This window comes from Paenibacillus aurantius, from assembly GCF_032268605.1.
Lineage (GTDB): Bacteria > Bacillota > Bacilli > Paenibacillales > NBRC-103111 > Paenibacillus_AO > Paenibacillus_AO aurantius.
Map to the genome: position 1 here is coordinate 5,486,956 of NZ_CP130318.1, position 19,796 is coordinate 5,506,751.

Consider the following 19,796-nt stretch of genomic DNA (forward strand, 5'->3'; position numbering starts at 1 on the left):
CTCCTCAATTATATACTCGAGTTCCGGGTTTGACTTTCGCTGACTTCCCATAACTTTCGTGCAGCTTCCCGGCTGCTGGCCGGAGCCGTGGGAATAGCCTCCTTCATATCGAAATAGTACCGTCCGCTCTCTCCGTTGATTTCGTTCGAATCCGCCAGCCAGACAAGCGTCTCGGCTCCTTTTTCCGGCGTTCGGGAAAACCGCTTCATGACCGCCATGGTCATCCGCGCCAGCATGCCGTTGCCCTGATTGAAATTGGTAGCGACAAGCCCAGGATCTAAGCAATTAGCGACAACTCCGGTTCCCTCAAGGAGGCGGGCCAGCTCGGTAGTGAACAAAATATTCGCTAACTTCGTCTCTCCGTATCGGAAGTTGGCCCCTCCCATTAGGACTTGCGGGAAGCTATAGCGTTTCATGGCGGTTAAGTCGTCGAAAGCGATGCCTTTCTTCGCCATCTTGTGTCCGTGGGAAGAAGTCGTGATGATCCGGGCTTCGCCGCTCATCCTGATCCGGTCTAGGAGCAGTGTCGTCAGCAGGAAGGGGGCGAGATGGTTAACCGCCCAAGTTTTCTCCATGCCGTCCTTGGTCAGTATCCGCTTGACGAACATCGCACCGGCGTTGTTAATCAGCACGTCGATGCGGGGACACCGGGCCAAAATTTCGGAAGCGACGCGGCGAATCGACCGCTGATCCGTTAGGTCTGCCAGGAAGACGTCCACTTTCGTATTGCCGCCAGTAAGAGTTCGGAGCTTTTCGGCTGTCTCGTTCGCCTTAACCTGGCTTCGCGCCACGATTCCCAAGTCGGCTCCTCGAATCGCCAGTTCCTTGGCCGCTGCCAGCCCGATGCCGCTGGTTGCCCCCGTAATGAGCACATATTTGCCCTGCACGCTCCATGCTTTATTTTTCATTCTTTCGCTCATTATCAAACTCCTTCTCCTTTATAGTTTGTCGAATGAACCGTTCATTCATTTTGTGATTTAATCTTACTTCCAGGTCCAGAATATGTCAATTGTTTTTATACACGCAAAACTATGACGCGCGACTATTTCTCCAACGCATAGCGGGTCGCGATAATGCCCGACTTCAGCGTTCGGCTGGACAGCAGCTAGAGCCTGATTTTCTCGATGCCGCCGTCGAATACCGATTTTCCGCTGCCCAACACGACCGGACAAATCGTCAGCAGGAATTCGTCCTACTTGTGATACGGTTCACCGCGCTGCCTGTAACGGCAAGTGCCCTCACGAAACTTCCCTGTTGACTTAAACCATAGTTTAAGTCTTATGATTAGTCATGTCGACAATCAAATGTAAGAACTTGGAGGCCTCCAAATGAAGTATTATTCCATCGGCGAAGCTTCAGCCAAATATAATATTCCAGAATCAACATTGCGTTATTATGAAAAAAAAGGAATGCTGCCGCTAATCGAGCGTGATGATGCGGGCAGGCGCTTATTTTCGGAACGTCAAATGGCGCTCGTTGAAGCTATTATTTGCTTAAAAAACACGCACATGCCAATAAGCAGCATTCGACAGTATATGGAATGGATCGTGGAAGGAGAAGCCACTATTGAAAGCCGGCTTGACATGATGAAGAAACATAAGCAAAGAGTGCTGGATGAGATTGCATTGTTGACCGAATACTTACCGGGAATTGATGCAAAAATTGATCGCTATATCAAACAAATTGAGGAGGAACGACCGTGAAGCTTATAGGAAATACAATCCTGATTACCGGAGGAGGTTCTGGAATCGGGTTGGCATTTGCCGAAAGATTTATAAAAACCGGGAATAAAGTAATTGTTTGCGGCCGACGCGAAAATGTACTTCAACAAGCGAAAGAAAAAGTTCCCAATCTCATCACTCGTGTATGCGATTTGGAAATGGAATCCGAGCGGGTAGCGTTGTTTGACTGGGTAACTGCGAACTTTCCGGACGTGAACGTGTTGGTGAATAATGCCGGCATTCAGCTGCGTTATAATGTACTTAAAGCGGATGCGAGAGACAATTGGAGCTATTTTAGTAAAGAAATTACTACGAATCTTGAAGCCCCTTGCCATCTGTCCATGCTTTTCGCTATTTATTTTGCAGCAAAAGAAACAGCGGCGATCATTAACGTCACATCCGGACTGGCTTTTACACCGTTTGCGATTGCTCCGATTTATTCAGCAACCAAAGCAGCGCTTCATTCATTCACCATAAGCCTAAGACACCAGCTTTCCGAAACATCTGTTAAAGTCATTGAAGTTGCTCCTCCAGCGGTAAATACATCTTTAGGAGGGGCAGGATTGCATACGCAAGGAGAACCGCTAGATGCTTTCTCAGATGGGATTTTCAATGATTTAGCTGAGGGTAAAATGGAAATCGGGTATGGTACTTCTGTGGCTCGCTTACGCATGTCCCGAGACGAAATAGACGTATACGCGGAAAAGCTGTATCAGGCAACGAAAAACCTAATTGAATGACCACAACAAAATGAAAAAGGGTCTTCCATTACGCAGGTGCCGGAAAAATCGATTTAAAATTGCTTTTGACTTAACGTTGACATATAAAGAATCTCGCCGCATTAACGGCGAGTTTCTTTATTGCTGAAAAATGTGCCTAAAATCTTGCCGTTGCTTATGGTACGGTTCTCCGCGCAGTCTGTTAACGGCAAGTTTAAGGCCATCCATGGTGAGGGCTTCCTGTGATACAGCATCATACTATCCTACCTATTAATGCCGAGAGTGATATATTCTGGCAGTCTCGTGTAATCTACCAAGATCCCGACCCAGCTTACAGATGCGATCCGCCGGTCGCATCCAGCATCTGTCCCGTTACCCATCGGCCGTCCGGGGACGCCGTGAACGCGACGATGTCCGCGATATCCGAGGGCTCGCCGACGCGTCCAAGCGCCGACATCTCTACGGCATGCTTATGGCCATCGGGCGTGTGCAGCCATGACGCGTTGACGTCCGTATCAACGATGCCGGGCATGACTGCGTTCACGGTAATGCCCCGCGGCCCCAGAAGCTGTGCCAGGTGCAAGGTGAATGTATTCAGCGCTCCTTTGGTTAAATTGTAGGTCATGATATGAGGATAGGCAATACGTGTCACTCCGGATGAGATGTTGATGATGCGACCACCGTCACGCAAGCGTCCAAGCGATTGCTGGACGAGAAAAAAAGGCGCTTTGACGTTGACCGAGAACAGACGATCGAAGTCCTCTTCGCTCGTCTCTATAAATGAGGAGGATGTGCCGATACCGGCATTGTTGACCAAAATATCGAATTGGTTGCTGCCTGTCCTGCGAATGAGTTCCTCATCCAAGATCTGAAGGAGCCGATCGACTCCGCTTAGGGAGTCCAGCTCTGCACCGACGACAAAGGCTGAGCCGCCCGCCTCTTCGATCGCGGAGATCGTATCCTCCGCCGCGTCCCTCCGTGTGCCGTAATGTACGGCGACAAGCGCACCTTCAGCGGCGAGACGCAGCGCAATCCCTTTCCCGATCCCTCGGCTGGCTCCCGTGACGATTGCGATTCGACCTTCCAAACGCTTCCTATTCATGTATATCCACTCCTTATCTATTGGTTGATGTCATAGTAAACCCTCCCCCAAAGGGGAGAGTCAAGAGTGGACCCAAACTTTTTTCAGATCCGTTCGACCGGCACGACCGCCTCCGCCATTCGCAGCTGGCCGTAGATATCTTTATCTGAGGTCAGATAAATCTCCCGGACGGGGATCGACTCGATCAGCCGATAGCCCTCGTTAGCGATCCATGCCCGCAGCGCCTCACTCGCCTTACAATTATCTTTATACGGGTCACATCGATGGATATAAGAAGCGACTTCCTTCACGCCGGGCAATTGATGAATCGTCACTTTGTGGCTGTTAGGGATCGATTTCGAGATAGGAATAGCCACCTCGATGTCCGAAGGTTCTTCGTCGCAATCGGCCCTTCTGTGCCAGACGATCGTCATCTCGCTGTCCGACTCCTCACCCTGTAAGCGGACATACCGCTTCAATTCATCAAGCAGCAGACACAGTCCGCCTTTTGGCAAAAACTCGCGGATAGAAGCAACGAGAACCGGCTCCACACTTCGGAGCGAGAACATCCCTTCCTCTGCAGTCACTGCATGCCGTTCGATCCGCACGAGTCGCTCATCGACCTCCGCCATTTGCCTCTGAGCCTCTTGAATCTGGAGCTCCAGCTCCTTCCGCTTCTCAAGCAACGTACGCTCCACTTGCGTTTGAGAGGTTGGCCCGGTCAACAGCGGCCGCATCATCTCGAGTGTTAGGCCTTGCTCTTTGAACCCCGCGATGCGACGGATAGTCAGTAGCTGCTCCGATGTATAAAAACGATATCCCGATTCTTCGTCCACTCGCGCAGGCTTTAATAAGCCGAGTTCATCATAATGACGCAATGTCTTCACTGTCACGCCACTCAGTTTAGCGAACGCTCCAATCTTGAACATTTTGATACCTCTCTTCGGAATCTCAGCATGGTTTTTCCCAAAAATCTTGCCGTTACTTATTGTACGGTTCACCTGAATTGATCTTCAACTATTCTATCGTACCCGTTTGCATAATGACCAATAACCACGAAGTTGTCATTCTCCAATTGGTTGACGTTCACCCTTTTAACCGCAACCAGTTCAGCCCGCAAGCATGCTCTCTTCGGGACGCGCTTGGTCATGCGTATTCGCCTGTGACGAAGCTTGACCCGACGGATGAACAGGCTGAGCAGGAAGCCGCACAGCCCGTGGTCTAGTTGAATAAGGCCCACTCGAGCGAGTGGGCCTTATTCATATCGACTATTCGTCATTTGCCCCGCTTCGCCCTGCACGTGAATAGAGCAAGTCGTCTCAACTTCAGTCGGCGGCAGGCAGGAGGACCAGTTTGCCGCGGGCGTGTCCACTTTGGCTGTGCAAGCAACCCAGTCTCGCATCGTGAAACCGGTAGTGGTCCTAAACTAATTCTAAATTAGTTATCACTGTTTTTCTAATACTGAATTATTAACGAAATCTGCCCTTTAGCTCAATGACGGAAGGAGCAGCTGCCGCTGCGGCAAGCTGCTCCCTGGATCGCTGAACAAAGGTGCCCGTTAGTTTACTCCTTACGCTTTGACCCGACAACCTCTCCTAAACTCGTAAGCCCCCCTTCGGCAATCCGTTACTTTCCACGCGAATAAGTTCAAGAATTATTGGCTGTTTTTCAGCGCCTCTTACCCTTAACTCATTCTGCTTCTGGAGTGAATCCCATCGCAATCGAAAGCCGGTTCCAACTATTGATCATCATGATTAACATCGTTAGATTAATGTACTGAGTTTCCGAAAAATACTTCCTGACCTTATGATACACAGGATCCGGCACTTTAAGCGAGGGCAATAATGTTACATGCTCTGTAAGTTCTAATGCCGCCTTCTCCATTTCCGAGTAAAGAGGGCTTTCTTCCCATGCACTGAGACAATAAAGCCTCATTTCGGATTCCCCTAATTTTCGCGCATCGGCTGCGTGATAAGAAAGGCAATATACGCAGCCGTTGAGTTGAGATGCCCTGAATTTGACCAGTTCGCGAAGCTTTGGATCAAGATCAGTCGACTTAGTATACGCATCCAGCTCGCCTAGAAGCTTAAATCCTTGCGGCACTAATTTCATCACCTGATAAATATCAAACCGTGCAGACATGGAACGATCCTTCTTTCTTAATTGAATTTAGTATTTTGCTCAGGCATAGGGTTTCATCCCTTTGTCAATCCAGTCTTCGCGAGTGGGCCCCAACACAGGGGGGACTCGTAAACCAGCTTGGCGCATCAATACCGTCAATTGGCCGCGGTGGTGAATTTCGTGTCGCAATGTAAACCGCAGTGAATCACCGTTCCGCCAATCTTCACCGGCCACGTTAACGACCTGGCTAAGCGATTCATCCGTCCATTGGCTTCCGATAGCACGCAGCATCGCTTTTCCAATACGTCGATATTCACTTGCAATCTTTGCGGCGGATAAAGGCGCGGCCTCCTCAGCCAACGGCTCGTCGTAGGATAAGCCCAGATAGGTGAGAAAATGAATAGAGCTTACGAGATGCCAAGCAATCTCTCCAAGGGTCCTCTGATTGTCCGAGACCATTTGGGTGAGCGATTTATCTGTCAGCGTATTTAGCACCCGTTCCGTTATGGCGGACTCCATCTCGAACTCCTTTATGAACTCATCGATTTTGGTAAACATTCCTGTTTCCCTCCAAGTTAATGTTTTCCTTTCTCGCTAATCATAGCTCGCAATCGCTGACAGTTACGGTCAGTATTTCTGTACAGGTTATCTTTCGGCCGCAATAAAAAAAGAAGGAGCCGCTCCTCGATAGGAACTACCCCTTCTTTGCATAAACCTGACTCTAGATCCCTTTTCCGCCGACCGGACGCAGCTTTATCGGTTCCGCGCCGGCAATCAACGGCCTGCATTTCTGGATCAATGCCAATACATTCTCATTTTGAAGAGAAGCGGCATGCGCTTCGGCGTCTCTCCAAAGCTCCGTGATCCAAACGACGTCCGGATCGTTTTCCGACACATTGATGATATATAATTCGCAGCCTTCCATAGAATCTAACTGATCGGCCGCTTCCAGCATCGTCTGTACGAGCGCATCTCGCTGACCCGGGTGGGCGATCAATTTTCCATACATGGCAAATTTGTTCATATCGTTCATCCTTTGCTTTCTGGGATTCGTACCGATAGCATCGATTCGTAATGGGCCGCCATATCGCGGCTTACTTCCACAAGCCTTTCAATAAGCATGTCCGGTTCGAGAATGACCAGCGATTTTCCGTAAGGGAGAAGAAAGTAAGGAACATAGGACTTCAAGGAAGGCAGGCTAAGCCTGAATAAGGCCTGTCCCTCTTGACGTTCGACAAGCGTATGGCTGAACAGCCAATGCTGGCATAAGAGATCCAGCGCCTGCCCATAGCCCCGGATCTTTACGGTTATAAGAGATTCCGAATCCGAAGCGCCGGGAAGCAAGTTGCGCAGAAGAAAATCTTTTGCAGAGAACTCGGAAGGCCGCTCGAAATAACGATCGCCCGGTGCGATTCGGGAAATGCGATCCACCCTGAAGCTGCGTATCGCCTTTCGAAGGTTGCAATACCCGACGGCATACCAACTCCCTTTCCAATGTACAATGCCGTAGGGGTCGACTTCGCGAATGCTAGGGGTCTCCCGCTTGCCGTTGTCGTACACCATCTCCACCGATCTGCCCCAAGCCGCTGCCTCTTCCAAAATCCGAAGCCAATCCCTTTGCTTCTCTTCGATCGGCGGATTGATGATGGAGATGCCTTCCATATGGCGCTCGATTTGATCGAATTGCTCTTCATTCGTATAGCGCTTCAGCTTATTAATCGCCCGATTGAGCTCTTCTTTGAACGGGTAACCCGCCTCGTGAGCGAATGTTGAAGCGTGAACTAGCGCCTTCTGCTCTTCCATATCGAACATCAGGGGGGATTCCGCGAACCGATCGAGTATCCGATAGCCTCCGTTCGGCCCTGAGTCGGCTATAATCGGGGCCCCGCTGGCACACAACGAATCGATATATCGGTATACCGTGCGAATATGGATCTCCAGCTCGTTCGCCAGCTGCTTAGCGGTCATTCGTCTACCCGACCGGAGTAGCCACAGAATGGACAGCATATGGTCTGCTTTGGACATCGTTCGCCATACCTTCCTTAGATGAGCTGGGTATATTAAAGGGATGAAGGATAAATTTTATCGCCTTTCTCAAGCATCTGGATGAACTGCCGGATCCGCTTCTCTCGGGTTTCTTGTTTTTTGGCGTTGTGAATTCGAAATAAGATTGCGTATTTATTTTGTCTATCGAGCGTATCGTAGAACGCCTTAGCTTGGGCATTACGCTCCAACTCGATCGCGAAGTCCTCAGGCAGCGAGGCGATGCTTTGAGATTCGTAGGCTTTATCCCAGTTCCCATTCTTTTGGGCCTCTTCAATTGCCTTATATCCAGAAGTCTTCATTCGCCCGTTTGTAATCAGCTGTTCCGCTTTTTCTTTATTGATTTTCGACCAGATGCTCTTGGCCCCGCGCGGAGTGAACCGCTGCAGCCATGTTTTCTCATCTAACGCTTCTTTCTGACTGTCGACCCATCCGTAACATAAGGCAACCTCGAGCGCTTCGTTATAGGAAATCGTAACGACGCCGGAGTTTTTTTTCGCAATCTGTAATCGGATACCGGGTGAGGTATAATTATCGTCGAGCCAACTCTCAAAAGACAGTGGATCGGCAAAGGACATAACCGGCAAGTCACTCGATTTTTTTACCACCTGAATCGCCTCCTGATTCAAGTGTACCTAATAATTACTGACAATGACAGTCAGTGATTTTCGCCCCTTTTTTGATCGCGTTCGTGAGAGTTAGCCCTTGGTCGCACTCGTCAAAAAAGCATATGATTATTCATAAAATGCGTACGTGTGGCACTGTGCTCCTCAATCAATGAGATTTACCTTCCTTAATCTCGAAAAACTCCGTCGCATAATACGCCATGGCGATGGCCGGTAAGGCGATTCCGATCAGCAGTGCCGCCTCCCAGCCCCCCGTTGCGTAAGCCCATCCCCCTGCCGCTGAGCCAATAGCGCCCCCTAAAAAGAAAATGGCCATATACAAACCGTTAAGCCTACTGCGGAATTCCGCTCCTAAAGAGAAAATCACCCGCTGCCCGAGAACCATGTTGGCGGAAACCCCCATGTCAAGTAAAATCGCCGCAACTACGAGGATGGGGACGGCGAGTGAAGAACTTGATGGAACCAGCAAGGGAAGCAACCCGGAAAAGATGACGATGGCCAATGCCCATCCCGTAGCCGGGCGAACCCATCCACGGTCTGCCATGCGGCCCGCCGCTGGCGCCACAATGGCCCCCATTACCCCGACTAATGCGAACAGAGCGACCTCCTTCTGAGTGAAATGAAACGGCGGGCTTGTCAATACCAAAGGAACGGTAGTCCAAAACAAACTGAACGTTCCGAATACACAAGCATGATAAATTGCCCTCCGGCGCAATGCCGGTGTCGCCTTCAGCAGATGGAGCATGGAGTGCAGCAGCGCCGGGTAAGCTGTAGCGGTCGAAGGCTTCCTTGAGGGTAGTGCCTTTGCCAATACAAGAGCCAGCGCGAAAATCAATGCTGCTGAGATGAAATATATGGCGCGCCAGCCCATATACTCCGCCACCAAGCTTGAAATGGGACGCGCGAGCATATTCCCCAGAAGCAGCCCGCTCATGACGTTGCCCACATTGCGACCGCGCACGGCTTCAGGCGATAGATGAGCCGCATACGGCACAAGGATTTGTGCTGCTACGGAACCTACTCCGATCACGAGTGAAGCGGTGAGGAACAGGATGGCGTTTTTGATTACAGCGGCAATTGTCAAAACGGCGGCTGTAAGGAGCAATGAGGAAAGGATCAACTTACGATTTTCCAGGATGTCTCCCAACGGTACGATAAATAACAAACCGATCCCGTAGCCGACTTGAGTCAACGTAACGATGAGTGCGGCAGCCCCGGAGGAGAGCCCGATGGTCGAACCGATCGAGCCTATCAATGGTTGAGCATAATAAAGATTGGCCGCTATGATACCGCAAGCGGCTGCCAGGATAAAAATAAGCGATGGCGAAACCGATTTTTCCGTTGGAATGGAAGCTGAATGCATAGAAAGTCTCCTTTTCTTACCAGAAATTTTCTGGAACAGTCGTTCCGGAATATACAAAAAAAAAATGTTTTATAACATTTCCATCACCATGTCTATCATCTGCTGCATCCTGCTTCGGTCACCCTGCACCTTCGCCACGATATTTATACTATGATTCAGGTTTAAAAGCAGATAAGATAAATTCTTGATATCTTTCTCAGGCATGATTTCTCCCGTCTCCTGACCTTTGCGCAGCAGCTCGTAGAAGGATTTCTCCAACTCGTCAAACCGCTCCCTGATCAACGCATTCAGTTGCTCATCTGGCGAATCCATGCCGACTGCTGCATTAGTAATGAGACAGCCCTTCGGCGACTCGCCGTCCATGGCGGAATCGATATGTATCTCGAAGTACTGCCGGATTCCCGATTTTGCGGATGTCGCATTGACGAGGATGTCCCGTTTGGCTTGCTTCCACTTCTTGTACCAGTTGATCGCCTCGATATAAAGCGTTTGTTTGTCCCCGAACGTTTCGTACAGACTTGATCTGCTAAGATCCATAGCTTCCAGCAAATCGGGAATGCTTGCCGCTTCGTAGCCCTTCTTCCAAAAAACGAGCATCGCTTTATGAAGCACCGCTTCTTTATCAAACTCTTTGTAGCGTCCCATGGTTCTCCCTCCGTTTCCGTAGGTACAGTATATCCTTTTCCGGAACGATAAGTCCAGTATTTTCTGCAGATAGGAAAGTTTTTCAGTACGGAACTCACGTATCCGTTAGCTTAAGCTTTCAGCCTTTTTTTGAATCCTTTTTGGTCAGTTGAATAACCAATTGCTTCGTAAAATTTGTGCGATATTTCCCTTTGGATCTCAGAGACAAGAATGACATACTTGCACCTTTTCTTTTCTCCAAAATCTTCGAGATTCTTCATAAGTATTTTCCCTACACCTTTGCGTTGGTAGGTAGGTGAAACAACCACGTTTTCTACCAACATAAATGGATTACAGTCACCAACTAAGTCATGACAAACAATTCCCGTTGCAGTACCAATAACCTCATTTCCATGACAAGCAACCGCAACGTAGTAACTATCATTGTCACTAATCATTTTAAGCTGTTCTTTCATGGCAGATAAATTAGACTTTTTGCCAATAAAATCAACGAACAGTCTAGACAAGCCAACGACGTCATTAATTTCTGCTTTTCTAACGATAATTTGGTTCATCTTTACCCCTCCAAGTAATTAAACCACACGGGGTCCTTATTTCGCCCCGTTTCATTCCATCGTTCTGCCTATCAAAGGGGGAGACCAGTGGTTTGCTGCCCGGCAGGGTCATGCCCCAAGTAATAGTGTCGTACCGGTTTCTCCGTGCTTCATTTGTTCAAATGTTTCTGTGAATCGGCTAGGTACCAAAAAACTTCATGTCACCGCTTCCAGTCATCAGGAACCTGCAACCATGGGTCAACATAACACCACCAAGAGACACCGGAGATAACGACACCTAAAGCTGTTATCTCATCAACAAACTGCTTCAAATTATCCCTCATAACAATACAATCAACATAACCAGTGCCGACTGGCTCCACTTTATACAATGTTAAAATACGTTCTAACTGTTCGACCAGATTTTTCTTATTAGAGTTGAGGTAATCAAAATATTTCATCACTTTCCCTCTCCTAATTAGCCTAATTCCTATCCAAGTAATCTGCCCGTTAGCGGAACAAGCGGCCGATCTTTTCCCGCGGCAGCTTCTTTATGTTTTTTTTCGTACCCGTGGTGGGTTTTATTGCCCTAGCCAAAATCCCACTATTCCTTCAGAACCGCTTGTAATTCATAGAAATTGGAGACGGATTCAATACCGCTTCTTTTGGCACCATTTTTATCCAAATAGATGGTTTTATAGCCCATCCTCTGGGGAGTCTTATAATCGTTCTCATAATCATCACCAATAAATAAAATCTCGGAACTGCTACACCCAGCTAAATTAGTTGCATGTTCATAGATTCTACGATGTGGTTTTCGCCAACCTACATTGATTGATGTGACAACAAATTTGAAAACATTTCCTAGTTCATTATTCTGTAAAAGCTGCTCAATACCGCCATTCACCTTGAAATTCGAGACAACCGCTAACTCATACTTCTTTGAAAGTTCTTTTAATACATTTCTTACTTCTGATTTGACAAAGCATTTTGATTGATATGTCTTCCAATAATTTGCATGTAGTTTGTTTACAACTTCAATTTGTTTTTCTATGCTTATTGCCTTATTTTTTTGAACTAATAACTCAAATCTTCTAATCAGGTCATACTCTTGATGCGGTTCAAGGGTATAGGAAATTTCATTTTTTACCTTTTCATGTGAATTTAAAAAATCACTAAATCCCTTCCAGAAATGTTCCACGCCAGAATCTTTAAAAGCCCACAAAGCATAATCATTCTCCTGTGGCAGGTCATATAAATCTACTATCGTTTCCATGCAATCAAAAAAGAGATATTTAATGTTGGCCAATACGGACTCCCCCATCCCATCTCATACTAGAAGTATTACAACTTCCCTAAAACATCCATAATTGCGTTCCTTTTGAGGGAAAATCCAACCATCTATAGGATACCACTCCTTGAAACTAAACTGCTCGTTAGCGTAAGAAGCCGCCGATCATTTCAGGGCAGCCCCTTGATCGATGTGGTTTATTAGGCTCATGTACCCGTTAGGTTAATAGCATTTGGAACCCTAGGTCCGTGGTAACTTGTGGGCAACGGAAAGAGGGTGACAATCGGCTATGTTACTTAGATTTCTGTAATTATGAGATTCTTTAGGCTAGATTGCTGAGCCTACTTGATTGATGGTATAAAAACTGACCGTTTCACGAGAAATCCCTGCATATTCGCATTTTCCTCGAAAAGGAAGAGTGACGGGAACCCCTACAAAACCTCTTTTTTTACTTCAACCCCAACAAAATGTGACCAAACAACGTTGTAAATGGTGTTAACGGTAAAAGGAGGGCAGCTTGAAACCATGCAGCGTTCCATGACCCGGCCGGGAAATCATGTAATGAAAAGCTACGAAACGTACGCAGCCATGCTGTTCCGGATTGCCGTCGTTCACTTAGGCAGCCGCGAGGATGCGGAGGAAGCCACACAGGATACGTTCATCAAACTAATGGAGAAAGCCCCCGTGTTTCAGGATGACGAGCATCAGAAAGCCTGGCTCATCCGGGTGATCACCAACCATTGCTACACCTTGCTAGGAAGAGGCTGGCGCAAGCGGGAGGTCAAGCTGGACGGTGCGGAGCCGATTGCAGCGGGTGCTCCGGAAGATACGGCCCTGCTCCATCTTGTAATGGCGCTGCCCGCCAAATATAAGACGGTCATTCATCTGTACTATTACGAGGATTACCGAGTCCAGGAAATCAGCAGCATTCTGCAGATCAGTGAATCTGCGGTGAAAATGAGACTCCAGCGGGGACGACAGCTGTTGAAACTGGATCTGGAAGGAGCGGAACCGCAGTGAAAGAAGACCAGTTCAAGACTACCTATAAGAAAGCGGTGGATTCGATGACCCCCAGCGAAGAAATGAAGAAGCGATGGGAAGCCCGTATGCAGAATCCCACTCAGGAAAAGAAGCGTCCGCGCAAAACCCTTTATCTCGCCGCCAGCCTTGTGCTCGCGGCCGGTATCGGACTGGCGGCAACCGGCGTCTTGCAGCAGGGCGGTCCAGCATCGCCGAGCGTGGAGACGGCCGGGACGAATCCGGCCGCCCCTGACCCTGACGCTGTCTCTTCGAATAGCGTGGTGATCCCCAAGCTGAAGCTGCCGGATGGTAAATCCGGCGCCAAGGCGAAAATGATCGGCTTGGTTGTCTATAAAGGGAACGTCTACACGCAGGCGAACACCCGCCTGGAAGCAGCCGATGCGGCTGCGCTGCGCGGCGACAAGCTCGGCCGGACAACCGGCGGCATTGACGAATGGAGCGGCAAGGATTCCTACATTGAGCTGGCCTCCACCATCGGGGAAACGGATATTTATGCGGTGAAGGGCTATGATTCGGAGTTCCGTGTCATGTCGTACACCGAGATGGACGGCCAAGTTTTTGCCGAGCTGTTCGAGCATACGAACGGCATCACCGTGAACAGCGGAGTGGATCTCCTCGGCAAGCTGAACCTGAAGGGCCGGATCGCTTCGGCGGAGTGGGAGAGCTTCGACAGCTGGAACAACGGCAAGCAGAGCTACTCGGCGCTGGCGAACGACGCCCATCTCGACGCTTTCCTCGTGGCCCTTCTGAAGGCAAAGCCTCTGGCGGCCGAGCCATTGATGGAGCAGGGAATTTACGATGACGAGAATCGCAAGCAGCTTTACCTGATCCTTGAAGACCATAGCCGGGTCGAGCTGACGCTGTTCGGCAAGGGACTGGTCCGGTACGGCAATGCGCCGGTGTTTTTCGAGGTGGAGCCGGGCGCCTTCCAGGCACTTTGGGAAAGCATGAAAGCGTAAAGCGGATAATCCCTTCTGTTGAGTGCACCCCTTATAATGGACATTGGAAAAACCCCATGGGTAAACCGATGAACATACAGGGGGTGCATTTTTGTGGCAATTAAAGGACAACCATTTAAGCATTATCCGGAGTCCTTAAAGGTGAAGGCAGTCCGCCTGCAGAAGAAGGATGGAGCTTCTCGAAGCCTCATTAAATAATCTTCATACAGCATCACGCTTGATTGTGACGCTATAGTAGGTGTTAGTTCAGTGGTGTTGGGGACCCCGTTATTATTAGTTTGCTGCCGCCACCTGCTGCCTTTTCTGAATGTTATACATCCCCATTATCACTGCAATAAGCTCGTTACTATTCAAATATTCGGAATCATTTTTTAAAAGAAACGCACCTGGAGAAAACCAGCCGTTTATTTGTTCGAAACCTGCAGCTAACGCACCTGATTCATCGCATATCTCATATTTTTTTGAAAATGCCGGAGAGGTGATCTCGTAGATGCCTCGTTCAACGGATTCGTAGATGAATTTTTTAGTTAAAAATGATAATCGGTTTCTCAACACACCCATTAGTTCCCCTTTTTCATTAATAACCTGCCATTTTGCCGACAGGAAGGGAAATTTCCCGCTACAAATCAACTGGTTACTCTGCCCATAGACATCCACCGAGGAACGAAAGGTACTCTTCAAATCTAGATATCCTATGTTTTCTTCTTGATCGTTCAGAATCTCGGTTAATCCGGTATTGAAGAAATTGTCTCGAAAATATAGGTTCAATATACTCGCCCCCTCAATAATAAATACGTTGTAGAAAAAACGAAGTTACATTGAGAAGTTCAATAGCTGCTGTTTTGAGCGAGGATGAAGCTATCCTGCACTAGTACCTTTGTAGAGCAACATTAATTTAGCCTTTTTACCCTAACGTATCAGGTTGTTGTCTTCTAACGGTGATCGTACTAAATGACCGGTAATACAGTAAGGCTGCCGTTCCATCATTCGGCAGCCTTTGGTGGCTGTTATCTAACTTTCATGCCCGTTAAGCTTAATCGGATTATAACTATCCTGCCAGTTAGTGTAGCACCTATTCATTTCTACTAAGTAATTTCATACTCATATACCCCGCATAGCTTTACTTCTTCAGAGATAAGTTGTATTAACGTTGCAATGACCATACCGTGACAAACGACAATCACCTTAGACTTATCAAGATATTGGTATAAAACATTCATTACTCGTTCATTGACACTTTCCTTAGATTCCCACATTTTACGCTCACCCGGAGGGTGGACTCCATCATGTTTCATGTAGTCGTTCCACAGTTCTGTGATTTGCTGAACACATGTTGCTTGCCAATTATCCGGGGTCCATTCATGTAAATCAAATTCCACTTTAATAGGCAATCCTATATTCCTGTTAATAATGGCGGCGGTTTGTAAAGAACGTGTGTACGGTGACGATAGAATCAAATCGCAATCTGACAAGTAATTGTGGTTTGCTATTACCTCTTGAGCCTGACACACGCCGGCATCTGTCAGAGGAACAAAATCTCTTAGAGCTCCAGTCAAATTTCGTTGCTCCGTTAATGTCCAATTCGGCTCGCCATGCCGGATTAGATAGAAAATGGTCACAGTGGTTTACCCCCTAATTTTGGGACGATCAACCTCGCCGCGGCAGCCATATGACTCAGGGACAATCATTGTGTTATCCTGCCCGATAGCTGAACAAGCAGCCGTTGGATGTCGGCCGCTTGTTGTCGTTGCGTTGTCGTTACCCGTTAGAATTCCTGTAAAACGAATAATTTGGCGTTTGAACAAAAACGAGCGCCTCCAGTAAGATGGGGTTGCACACGAGGTCATTGCCTCAAAAAGCCCATCAGGAGGTCGCTCTACTATGAAGTTTAAGACACAAGACAAGCAAAATCAACTCATTGAAAACATTACCGCTCACCATCTGGTCGTTGGCGTCGACATCGCTCAAGAAGCTCATGTCGCCCGCGCCGTAAGCTTTCGAGGGATTGCTCTAGGCACTCCGCTCGAATTCGGCAACCATCGGGAAGGGTTCAATTTGTTCGAGAGTTGGATCCAAGATCTGCTCAAGACCTACACCCTAAGCAGCGTCATTGTTGGCATGGAACCCACTGGCCACTACTGGTTCAGCTTAGCACGCTGGCTGGTCGATCAAGGTATTGAGGCCGTTCTAGTTAATCCTCATCTTGTCAAAAAGAACAAGGAAAACCGGGATAATACACCGTCTAAAAGCGATCGTAAGGACGCCCTTGTCATTGCAGATATGATCAAAAACGGGTACTACTCCCCTGTTCGCTTTAATCCGGAAGCCTATGAGGAATTACGTATTCTCATGTCAAACCGCGAGACGGTTACCAAACGCTTGAACAGTGCCGTTAACCAAATTCATCGCTGGGTAGACATCGTCTTTCCCGAGCTGCGTCAGGTCTTCAAAATCCTTACCTGCACCAGTGCAATTGCAACACTCAGACTCTTTCCTTTGCCGAGCGACATCAGCCGGTTAAGTACAGGGCAGGTCCTTGACGGTTGGAAGCAATACGTGAAGCGTCATGCCGGCGTTAGACGCGCAGATTTGCTCATTTCACTTGCTAAATCCAGTGTCGGTACTACCCAGGCACTCCAAGCTTACAAGCTTCATCTAGGACAGTTGCTTGAAGAATTCGACCTGGCTCAGCGCCAACTTGAACAGATCGAGCAGGAACTCCACCTCATTCTTGAACGCATCCCTTATGCGCAGAAATTGCTCGAGATACGGGGCGTCAACGCCACGAGTCTTGCTGGTGTTCTCGGTGAGACCGGTGATCTAAGCGGCTATTCACACGGGAATGCTCTTCTGAGACATGCCGGCTTAAATCTCGCCGAAGCGAGTTCAGGGAAATGGCGAGGAAAGATGGTGTTAAGCAAGCGAGGCCGTCCACGTTTACGGCATTTCCTTTTTCTCATGACGATGAGCATGGTCATGACGAACCCGGAAATTCGGGCTTTACACCGTTACAATGTGGAGGAAAAGAAGATAAAGAAGATGAAATCCATTATGAAATTATGCAATAAAGTAGCCCGCCTATTAGTTGGCCTTGCTAAAAGCAGCCAAGCTTATGATTCAACTAGAATTTTTCCACAAGCAGCCTAAGAATAGTCGATCCTCACCGGCTCAAGCATTCGCAGGATGACAAGAAGCACGGAGTATCGGGAGACGTTACGCAAAAGGGCTCGGACCCGTTCCGTTAGAAAGACCGACCTCCACCCCGTAGTTAGATGTGACGAAGGAATGAAAGGGCTATGACCCGTTGAGACATGGGAGCGAGAATCGCTAGGGCGACGTGGAGACGTGCGTATATGGAACAATATGGGTGCATAGCTATTCACCTCTATTTCCGCATGCCCAAATCCCTATCTCCCAGCTACCGGCTCCTCCTAGAATCTCTTCTTCGTACTAACTCGAGGATGAAATCCTGCGAATACATGAGCCTGAGTGAGGAAACTGAATCATTTCGAGGGAGCTGAATGAACTAATTATTTCCCATTGGGGGATGGTGGTTTACGTGCAGTCACAATCGGTTGATAAAATCCTGATTCCTCTGGCATGTGCCACCTTACATCAATGAAGCCGCAAGACCTTAGAATCGAGCTGAGCTCATCTCGTTTTAGTGCGCGATAAGTTGTTGAAAAATGCTTTGTTTCCCAATTCCCGTTGAATTCTTGAACCACAAATAGATTTACTGTGTACGTTTTAGAGTCGTCAGCCCAATCCCACACTTGAAACGCAATCCGTTTCCCATTGTCAAAAACATTTGGTTTGGTGGCGCGAGGTTTTTCCTGTAAGAGACCGTCGTAGTCCCTAATTGAGACGACCAATAAGCCATCTTGACGTACTTTGGAATACATATTCTGCCCAGCTAAGTTGAGGTCATCATCAGATTGAAGATGAGGAATTGCATTGTCGGCAGATAAAACAACATCAAATTCCCCAGGCACATCAGATATCAATGTTCGAAAATCGGCTACCCCAAAAGCAATTTTGATTCCGCGTGATTCAGACTCTCGTATTGCTCTTTGTATGGAAGCTGGGCTTATATCCGTTGCAGTAACGACGTATCCGTGTTTTGCCAGCCCTATTGCTTGCGTACCAATGCCACAGGAACAATCTAAAAGTGAGATTTGACCGTTTCTTGAATCAGATAGATTAACTCGTATAAGGTTATTCAAAATCATGCTTTGACGGTCTATCGCAGAGTCCCAATCGCCATGAATGAGGTGATAATCCTCCGCAAAATCATCATAAAACTTAGTTACTGTGTCTTTCACAATGCACCTCCAAGCGTTATCATATACTACACTCAATTGTCACAAAGTTTCACATGTTTGTATATCGTTTTTGAACTCCCCTGCCCTGTTAGCTTAAAAAGGCAACTGATCGCTTTATCATTAATTTCCATACCGTTCCCTCCTTCCGTTACTCGATACCCACCCTTTAATTGTCATATATTCAGACGAATTCCTTTTTAGAGAGGTTCAATCTTTATCCTTGCACAATAAGAATAAGCAACCTTACGGGAATGGAGGGTATCCGAACTCAATACCAAGTTATTTTTCAAAATTTACGCTTCCGAATCCATGAGACCGATGAATTCCCGGATCGGCTGTCGTCTATATAAACGAAGGCATAAATGAACACAAACTAATTTGACGAAGAGGTGTTTTGAAAATGGCATTAACGTCCGCATTCACGAGCTTCAACCTGCCTGTAAAAAACGTAGAACAATCGAAAGCGTTCTTCACCGGACTCGGATTCGAGCTCAACCCGCAATTCCCCGAGAACGAGAATTCGGTAGCCATCGTGATCGGCGACAACCTGCAGGTCATGCTGATCAATCAAGCATTCTTTAATACGCTCACGGAGAAGGAATCCGTCGATACGAGCAAGTATGCGCAGATGACGATCGCATTGGCCTTCGAGAGCCGGGAAAAGGTCGATGAAATCGTGAATACCGCGGTCTCCTTGGGCGGGAAATTGCACGCTGAACCTGAAGATCATGGGTTCATGTATCATTGGGGCTTCGTGGACTTGGACGGCCATCTGTGGGCCATTAACTACATGAACATGGATGCGGCTCAAGGTTGAGGCTAACGGAGGGCACGCTCGTACTAGGGTTCAAAAAGAAAGACGCCGGGCATCTTCCCCGGCATCTTCTTCGATGATTAGTTTTGTTCGGTATAGGCTTTGAAATTGTCCATGATCGCTTGCCAGCCTGCTTGCTGGAACTCGACGGGATTGGAGCTTTCCGCGTCGAACGTTTCCATGACCTTCGTCTCATTCCCTTGATCGACGAAAGCAATATCCACTCTTCTTCCGTCTTCCATGGTGTAGCCGATCGCCTCATGCCGATTCACGACATCGTAGACGCCGCCAAAATCAAAGCCCATGCTGCCATCCTTCGCTTCCATCCGTGTCAGAAACTTGCCGCCGACCCGCAGATCGTTTTCGGCTCTAGGAGCATGCCAGTCCTCGGACGCTTGATTCCACTTCGTGATGTGATCCGGCTCGGTCCAATAGCGCCATACCTTCTCGACAGGGGCTTGAATGACGGCTTGCACGGTTACTTTCGTCGGTTGACTCATTTCCATTTTAAATAGAC

Annotated in this window: 24 protein-coding genes and 1 pseudogene; 7 read left to right on the forward strand and 18 right to left on the reverse strand. The window is 48.0% G+C overall.

Annotated features, from left to right (window positions below; translation table 11 throughout):
• Positions 1-8: 8 nt before the first annotated feature.
• A complete protein-coding gene (locus MJA45_RS24715; protein ID WP_315604559.1) occupies positions 9-920 on the reverse strand; it encodes an SDR family oxidoreductase in 912 nt (303 codons plus the stop codon).
• Positions 921-1,328: 408 nt separating this feature from the next.
• On the opposite strand from MJA45_RS24715, the gene MJA45_RS24720 reads away from it, so the two are divergent.
• Entirely contained in the window at positions 1,329-1,703 is a 375-nt protein-coding gene (locus MJA45_RS24720; RefSeq protein WP_315604560.1) for a MerR family transcriptional regulator, read from the forward strand.
• The gene (locus MJA45_RS24725; RefSeq protein WP_315604561.1) at positions 1,700-2,461 is read left to right on the forward strand and encodes an SDR family oxidoreductase; all 762 of its coding nucleotides are present in this window, start codon (positions 1,700-1,702) and stop codon (positions 2,459-2,461) included. Before MJA45_RS24720 ends, MJA45_RS24725 begins: the two co-directional genes overlap by 4 nt.
• A gap of 310 nt (positions 2,462-2,771) precedes the next feature.
• Here the strand turns inward: MJA45_RS24725 and MJA45_RS24730 are convergent, their stop codons facing one another.
• The 3 genes and pseudogenes from MJA45_RS24730 to MJA45_RS28690 all read right to left on the reverse strand — a co-directional run.
• Positions 2,772-3,542: an SDR family oxidoreductase gene (locus tag MJA45_RS24730; RefSeq protein ID WP_315604562.1), complete on the reverse strand. Its 771-nt coding sequence runs from the start codon at positions 3,540-3,542 to the stop codon at positions 2,772-2,774.
• 83 nt (positions 3,543-3,625) lie between these two features.
• Positions 3,626-4,219, reverse strand: coding sequence for a GyrI-like domain-containing protein (locus tag MJA45_RS24735; RefSeq protein ID WP_315604563.1), 594 nt, complete (start codon positions 4,217-4,219; stop codon positions 3,626-3,628).
• Between the two features lie 36 nt (positions 4,220-4,255).
• Positions 4,256-4,450, reverse strand: a pseudogene (locus MJA45_RS28690) (MerR family transcriptional regulator); the annotation flags it as partial.
• Positions 4,451-4,563: 113 nt separating this feature from the next.
• Between MJA45_RS28690 and MJA45_RS24740 the strand changes: the two are divergent.
• Positions 4,564-4,746 carry a hypothetical protein gene (locus MJA45_RS24740; RefSeq protein WP_315604564.1) on the forward strand — a complete coding sequence of 61 codons (183 nt, stop codon included), beginning with the start codon at positions 4,564-4,566 and terminating at the stop codon, positions 4,744-4,746.
• Positions 4,747-5,210: 464 nt separating this feature from the next.
• Here MJA45_RS24740 and MJA45_RS24745 read toward each other — a convergent pair whose 3' ends face one another.
• The 10 genes from MJA45_RS24745 to MJA45_RS24790 form a co-directional block, all read right to left on the reverse strand.
• A complete protein-coding gene (locus MJA45_RS24745; RefSeq protein WP_315604565.1) occupies positions 5,211-5,663 on the reverse strand; it encodes a carboxymuconolactone decarboxylase family protein in 453 nt (150 codons plus the stop codon).
• 39 nt (positions 5,664-5,702) lie between these two features.
• A complete protein-coding gene (locus MJA45_RS24750) occupies positions 5,703-6,200 on the reverse strand; it encodes a DinB family protein (protein ID WP_315604566.1) in 498 nt (165 codons plus the stop codon).
• Between the two features lie 163 nt (positions 6,201-6,363).
• Entirely contained in the window at positions 6,364-6,666 is a 303-nt protein-coding gene (locus MJA45_RS24755) for a putative quinol monooxygenase (protein WP_315604567.1), read from the reverse strand.
• 5 nt (positions 6,667-6,671) lie between these two features.
• The gene (locus tag MJA45_RS24760; protein ID WP_315604568.1) at positions 6,672-7,667 is read right to left on the reverse strand and encodes a helix-turn-helix transcriptional regulator; all 996 of its coding nucleotides are present in this window, start codon (positions 7,665-7,667) and stop codon (positions 6,672-6,674) included.
• Between the two features lie 35 nt (positions 7,668-7,702).
• Positions 7,703-8,293 (reverse strand): YdeI/OmpD-associated family protein, encoded by a 591-nt coding sequence (locus MJA45_RS24765; RefSeq protein ID WP_315604569.1) that lies wholly within the window; start codon positions 8,291-8,293, stop codon positions 7,703-7,705.
• A 166-nt stretch (positions 8,294-8,459) separates the two neighbouring features.
• Positions 8,460-9,674 carry an MFS transporter gene (locus tag MJA45_RS24770; protein WP_315608099.1) on the reverse strand — a complete coding sequence of 405 codons (1,215 nt, stop codon included), beginning with the start codon at positions 9,672-9,674 and terminating at the stop codon, positions 8,460-8,462.
• A 69-nt stretch (positions 9,675-9,743) separates the two neighbouring features.
• Entirely contained in the window at positions 9,744-10,319 is a 576-nt protein-coding gene (locus MJA45_RS24775; protein ID WP_315604570.1) for a TetR/AcrR family transcriptional regulator, read from the reverse strand.
• Positions 10,320-10,429: 110 nt separating this feature from the next.
• Positions 10,430-10,873: a GNAT family N-acetyltransferase gene (locus MJA45_RS24780; RefSeq protein ID WP_315604571.1), complete on the reverse strand. Its 444-nt coding sequence runs from the start codon at positions 10,871-10,873 to the stop codon at positions 10,430-10,432.
• A gap of 200 nt (positions 10,874-11,073) precedes the next feature.
• The gene (locus tag MJA45_RS24785; RefSeq protein WP_315604572.1) at positions 11,074-11,313 is read right to left on the reverse strand and encodes a hypothetical protein; all 240 of its coding nucleotides are present in this window, start codon (positions 11,311-11,313) and stop codon (positions 11,074-11,076) included.
• Positions 11,314-11,456: 143 nt separating this feature from the next.
• Positions 11,457-12,161, reverse strand: coding sequence for an HAD family hydrolase (locus tag MJA45_RS24790; protein ID WP_315604573.1), 705 nt, complete (start codon positions 12,159-12,161; stop codon positions 11,457-11,459).
• Between the two features lie 507 nt (positions 12,162-12,668).
• Here MJA45_RS24790 and MJA45_RS24795 point away from each other — a divergent pair.
• Both MJA45_RS24795 and MJA45_RS24800 read left to right on the forward strand, forming a co-directional pair.
• Positions 12,669-13,163, forward strand: coding sequence for an RNA polymerase sigma factor (locus MJA45_RS24795; protein ID WP_315604574.1), 495 nt, complete (start codon positions 12,669-12,671; stop codon positions 13,161-13,163).
• Positions 13,160-14,143 carry a hypothetical protein gene (locus MJA45_RS24800; RefSeq protein ID WP_315604575.1) on the forward strand — a complete coding sequence of 328 codons (984 nt, stop codon included), beginning with the start codon at positions 13,160-13,162 and terminating at the stop codon, positions 14,141-14,143. Before MJA45_RS24795 ends, MJA45_RS24800 begins: the two co-directional genes overlap by 4 nt.
• 273 nt (positions 14,144-14,416) lie before the next feature.
• Here MJA45_RS24800 and MJA45_RS24805 read toward each other — a convergent pair whose 3' ends face one another.
• Together MJA45_RS24805 and MJA45_RS24810 are read right to left on the reverse strand one after the other, a co-directional pair.
• Positions 14,417-14,911 carry a hypothetical protein gene (locus MJA45_RS24805; protein ID WP_315604576.1) on the reverse strand — a complete coding sequence of 165 codons (495 nt, stop codon included), beginning with the start codon at positions 14,909-14,911 and terminating at the stop codon, positions 14,417-14,419.
• Between the two features lie 317 nt (positions 14,912-15,228).
• Positions 15,229-15,762: a histidine phosphatase family protein gene (locus MJA45_RS24810; RefSeq protein ID WP_315604577.1), complete on the reverse strand. Its 534-nt coding sequence runs from the start codon at positions 15,760-15,762 to the stop codon at positions 15,229-15,231.
• Between the two features lie 262 nt (positions 15,763-16,024).
• On the opposite strand from MJA45_RS24810, the gene MJA45_RS24815 reads away from it, so the two are divergent.
• Positions 16,025-17,290 carry an IS110 family RNA-guided transposase gene (locus tag MJA45_RS24815; RefSeq protein WP_315604578.1) on the forward strand — a complete coding sequence of 422 codons (1,266 nt, stop codon included), beginning with the start codon at positions 16,025-16,027 and terminating at the stop codon, positions 17,288-17,290.
• A 383-nt stretch (positions 17,291-17,673) separates the two neighbouring features.
• On the opposite strand, the gene MJA45_RS24820 is transcribed toward MJA45_RS24815, so the two are convergent.
• On the reverse strand, positions 17,674-18,465 hold the full coding sequence (locus tag MJA45_RS24820; RefSeq protein WP_315604579.1) for a class I SAM-dependent DNA methyltransferase: 792 nt from the start codon (positions 18,463-18,465) through the stop codon (positions 17,674-17,676).
• A 400-nt stretch (positions 18,466-18,865) separates the two neighbouring features.
• Here MJA45_RS24820 and MJA45_RS24825 point away from each other — a divergent pair, with 400 nt between their 5' ends.
• On the forward strand, positions 18,866-19,282 hold the full coding sequence (locus tag MJA45_RS24825; RefSeq protein ID WP_007729208.1) for a VOC family protein: 417 nt from the start codon (positions 18,866-18,868) through the stop codon (positions 19,280-19,282).
• A gap of 77 nt (positions 19,283-19,359) precedes the next feature.
• On the opposite strand, the gene MJA45_RS24830 is transcribed toward MJA45_RS24825, so the two are convergent.
• Complete coding sequence (locus MJA45_RS24830) at positions 19,360-19,785, reverse strand: SRPBCC family protein (RefSeq protein WP_315604580.1); 426 nt, start codon at positions 19,783-19,785, stop codon at positions 19,360-19,362.
• Positions 19,786-19,796: the final 11 nt, after the last annotated feature.

Coding starts and splice junctions, on each gene's coding strand:
- MJA45_RS24730 (WP_315604562.1), bottom strand. CDS start 3,542: ATGAATAGGAAGCGTTTGGAAGGTCGAATCGCAATCGTCACGGGAGCC.
- MJA45_RS24740 (WP_315604564.1), top strand. CDS start 4,564: ATGACCAATAACCACGAAGTTGTCATTCTCCAATTGGTTGACGTTCAC.
- MJA45_RS24720 (WP_315604560.1), top strand. CDS start 1,329: ATGAAGTATTATTCCATCGGCGAAGCTTCAGCCAAATATAATATTCCA.
- MJA45_RS24775 (WP_315604570.1), bottom strand. CDS start 10,319: ATGGGACGCTACAAAGAGTTTGATAAAGAAGCGGTGCTTCATAAAGCG.
- MJA45_RS24785 (WP_315604572.1), bottom strand. CDS start 11,313: ATGAAATATTTTGATTACCTCAACTCTAATAAGAAAAATCTGGTCGAA.
- MJA45_RS24715 (WP_315604559.1), bottom strand. CDS start 920: ATGAGCGAAAGAATGAAAAATAAAGCATGGAGCGTGCAGGGCAAATAT.
- MJA45_RS24825 (WP_007729208.1), top strand. CDS start 18,866: ATGGCATTAACGTCCGCATTCACGAGCTTCAACCTGCCTGTAAAAAAC.
- MJA45_RS24755 (WP_315604567.1), bottom strand. CDS start 6,666: ATGAACAAATTTGCCATGTATGGAAAATTGATCGCCCACCCGGGTCAG.
- MJA45_RS24830 (WP_315604580.1), bottom strand. CDS start 19,785: ATGGAAATGAGTCAACCGACGAAAGTAACCGTGCAAGCCGTCATTCAA.
- MJA45_RS24750 (WP_315604566.1), bottom strand. CDS start 6,200: ATGTTTACCAAAATCGATGAGTTCATAAAGGAGTTCGAGATGGAGTCC.
- MJA45_RS24770 (WP_315608099.1), bottom strand. CDS start 9,674: ATGCATTCAGCTTCCATTCCAACGGAAAAATCGGTTTCGCCATCGCTT.
- MJA45_RS24795 (WP_315604574.1), top strand. CDS start 12,669: ATGCAGCGTTCCATGACCCGGCCGGGAAATCATGTAATGAAAAGCTAC.
- MJA45_RS24780 (WP_315604571.1), bottom strand. CDS start 10,873: ATGAACCAAATTATCGTTAGAAAAGCAGAAATTAATGACGTCGTTGGC.
- MJA45_RS24815 (WP_315604578.1), top strand. CDS start 16,025: ATGAAGTTTAAGACACAAGACAAGCAAAATCAACTCATTGAAAACATT.
- MJA45_RS24745 (WP_315604565.1), bottom strand. CDS start 5,663: ATGTCTGCACGGTTTGATATTTATCAGGTGATGAAATTAGTGCCGCAA.
- MJA45_RS24760 (WP_315604568.1), bottom strand. CDS start 7,667: ATGTCCAAAGCAGACCATATGCTGTCCATTCTGTGGCTACTCCGGTCG.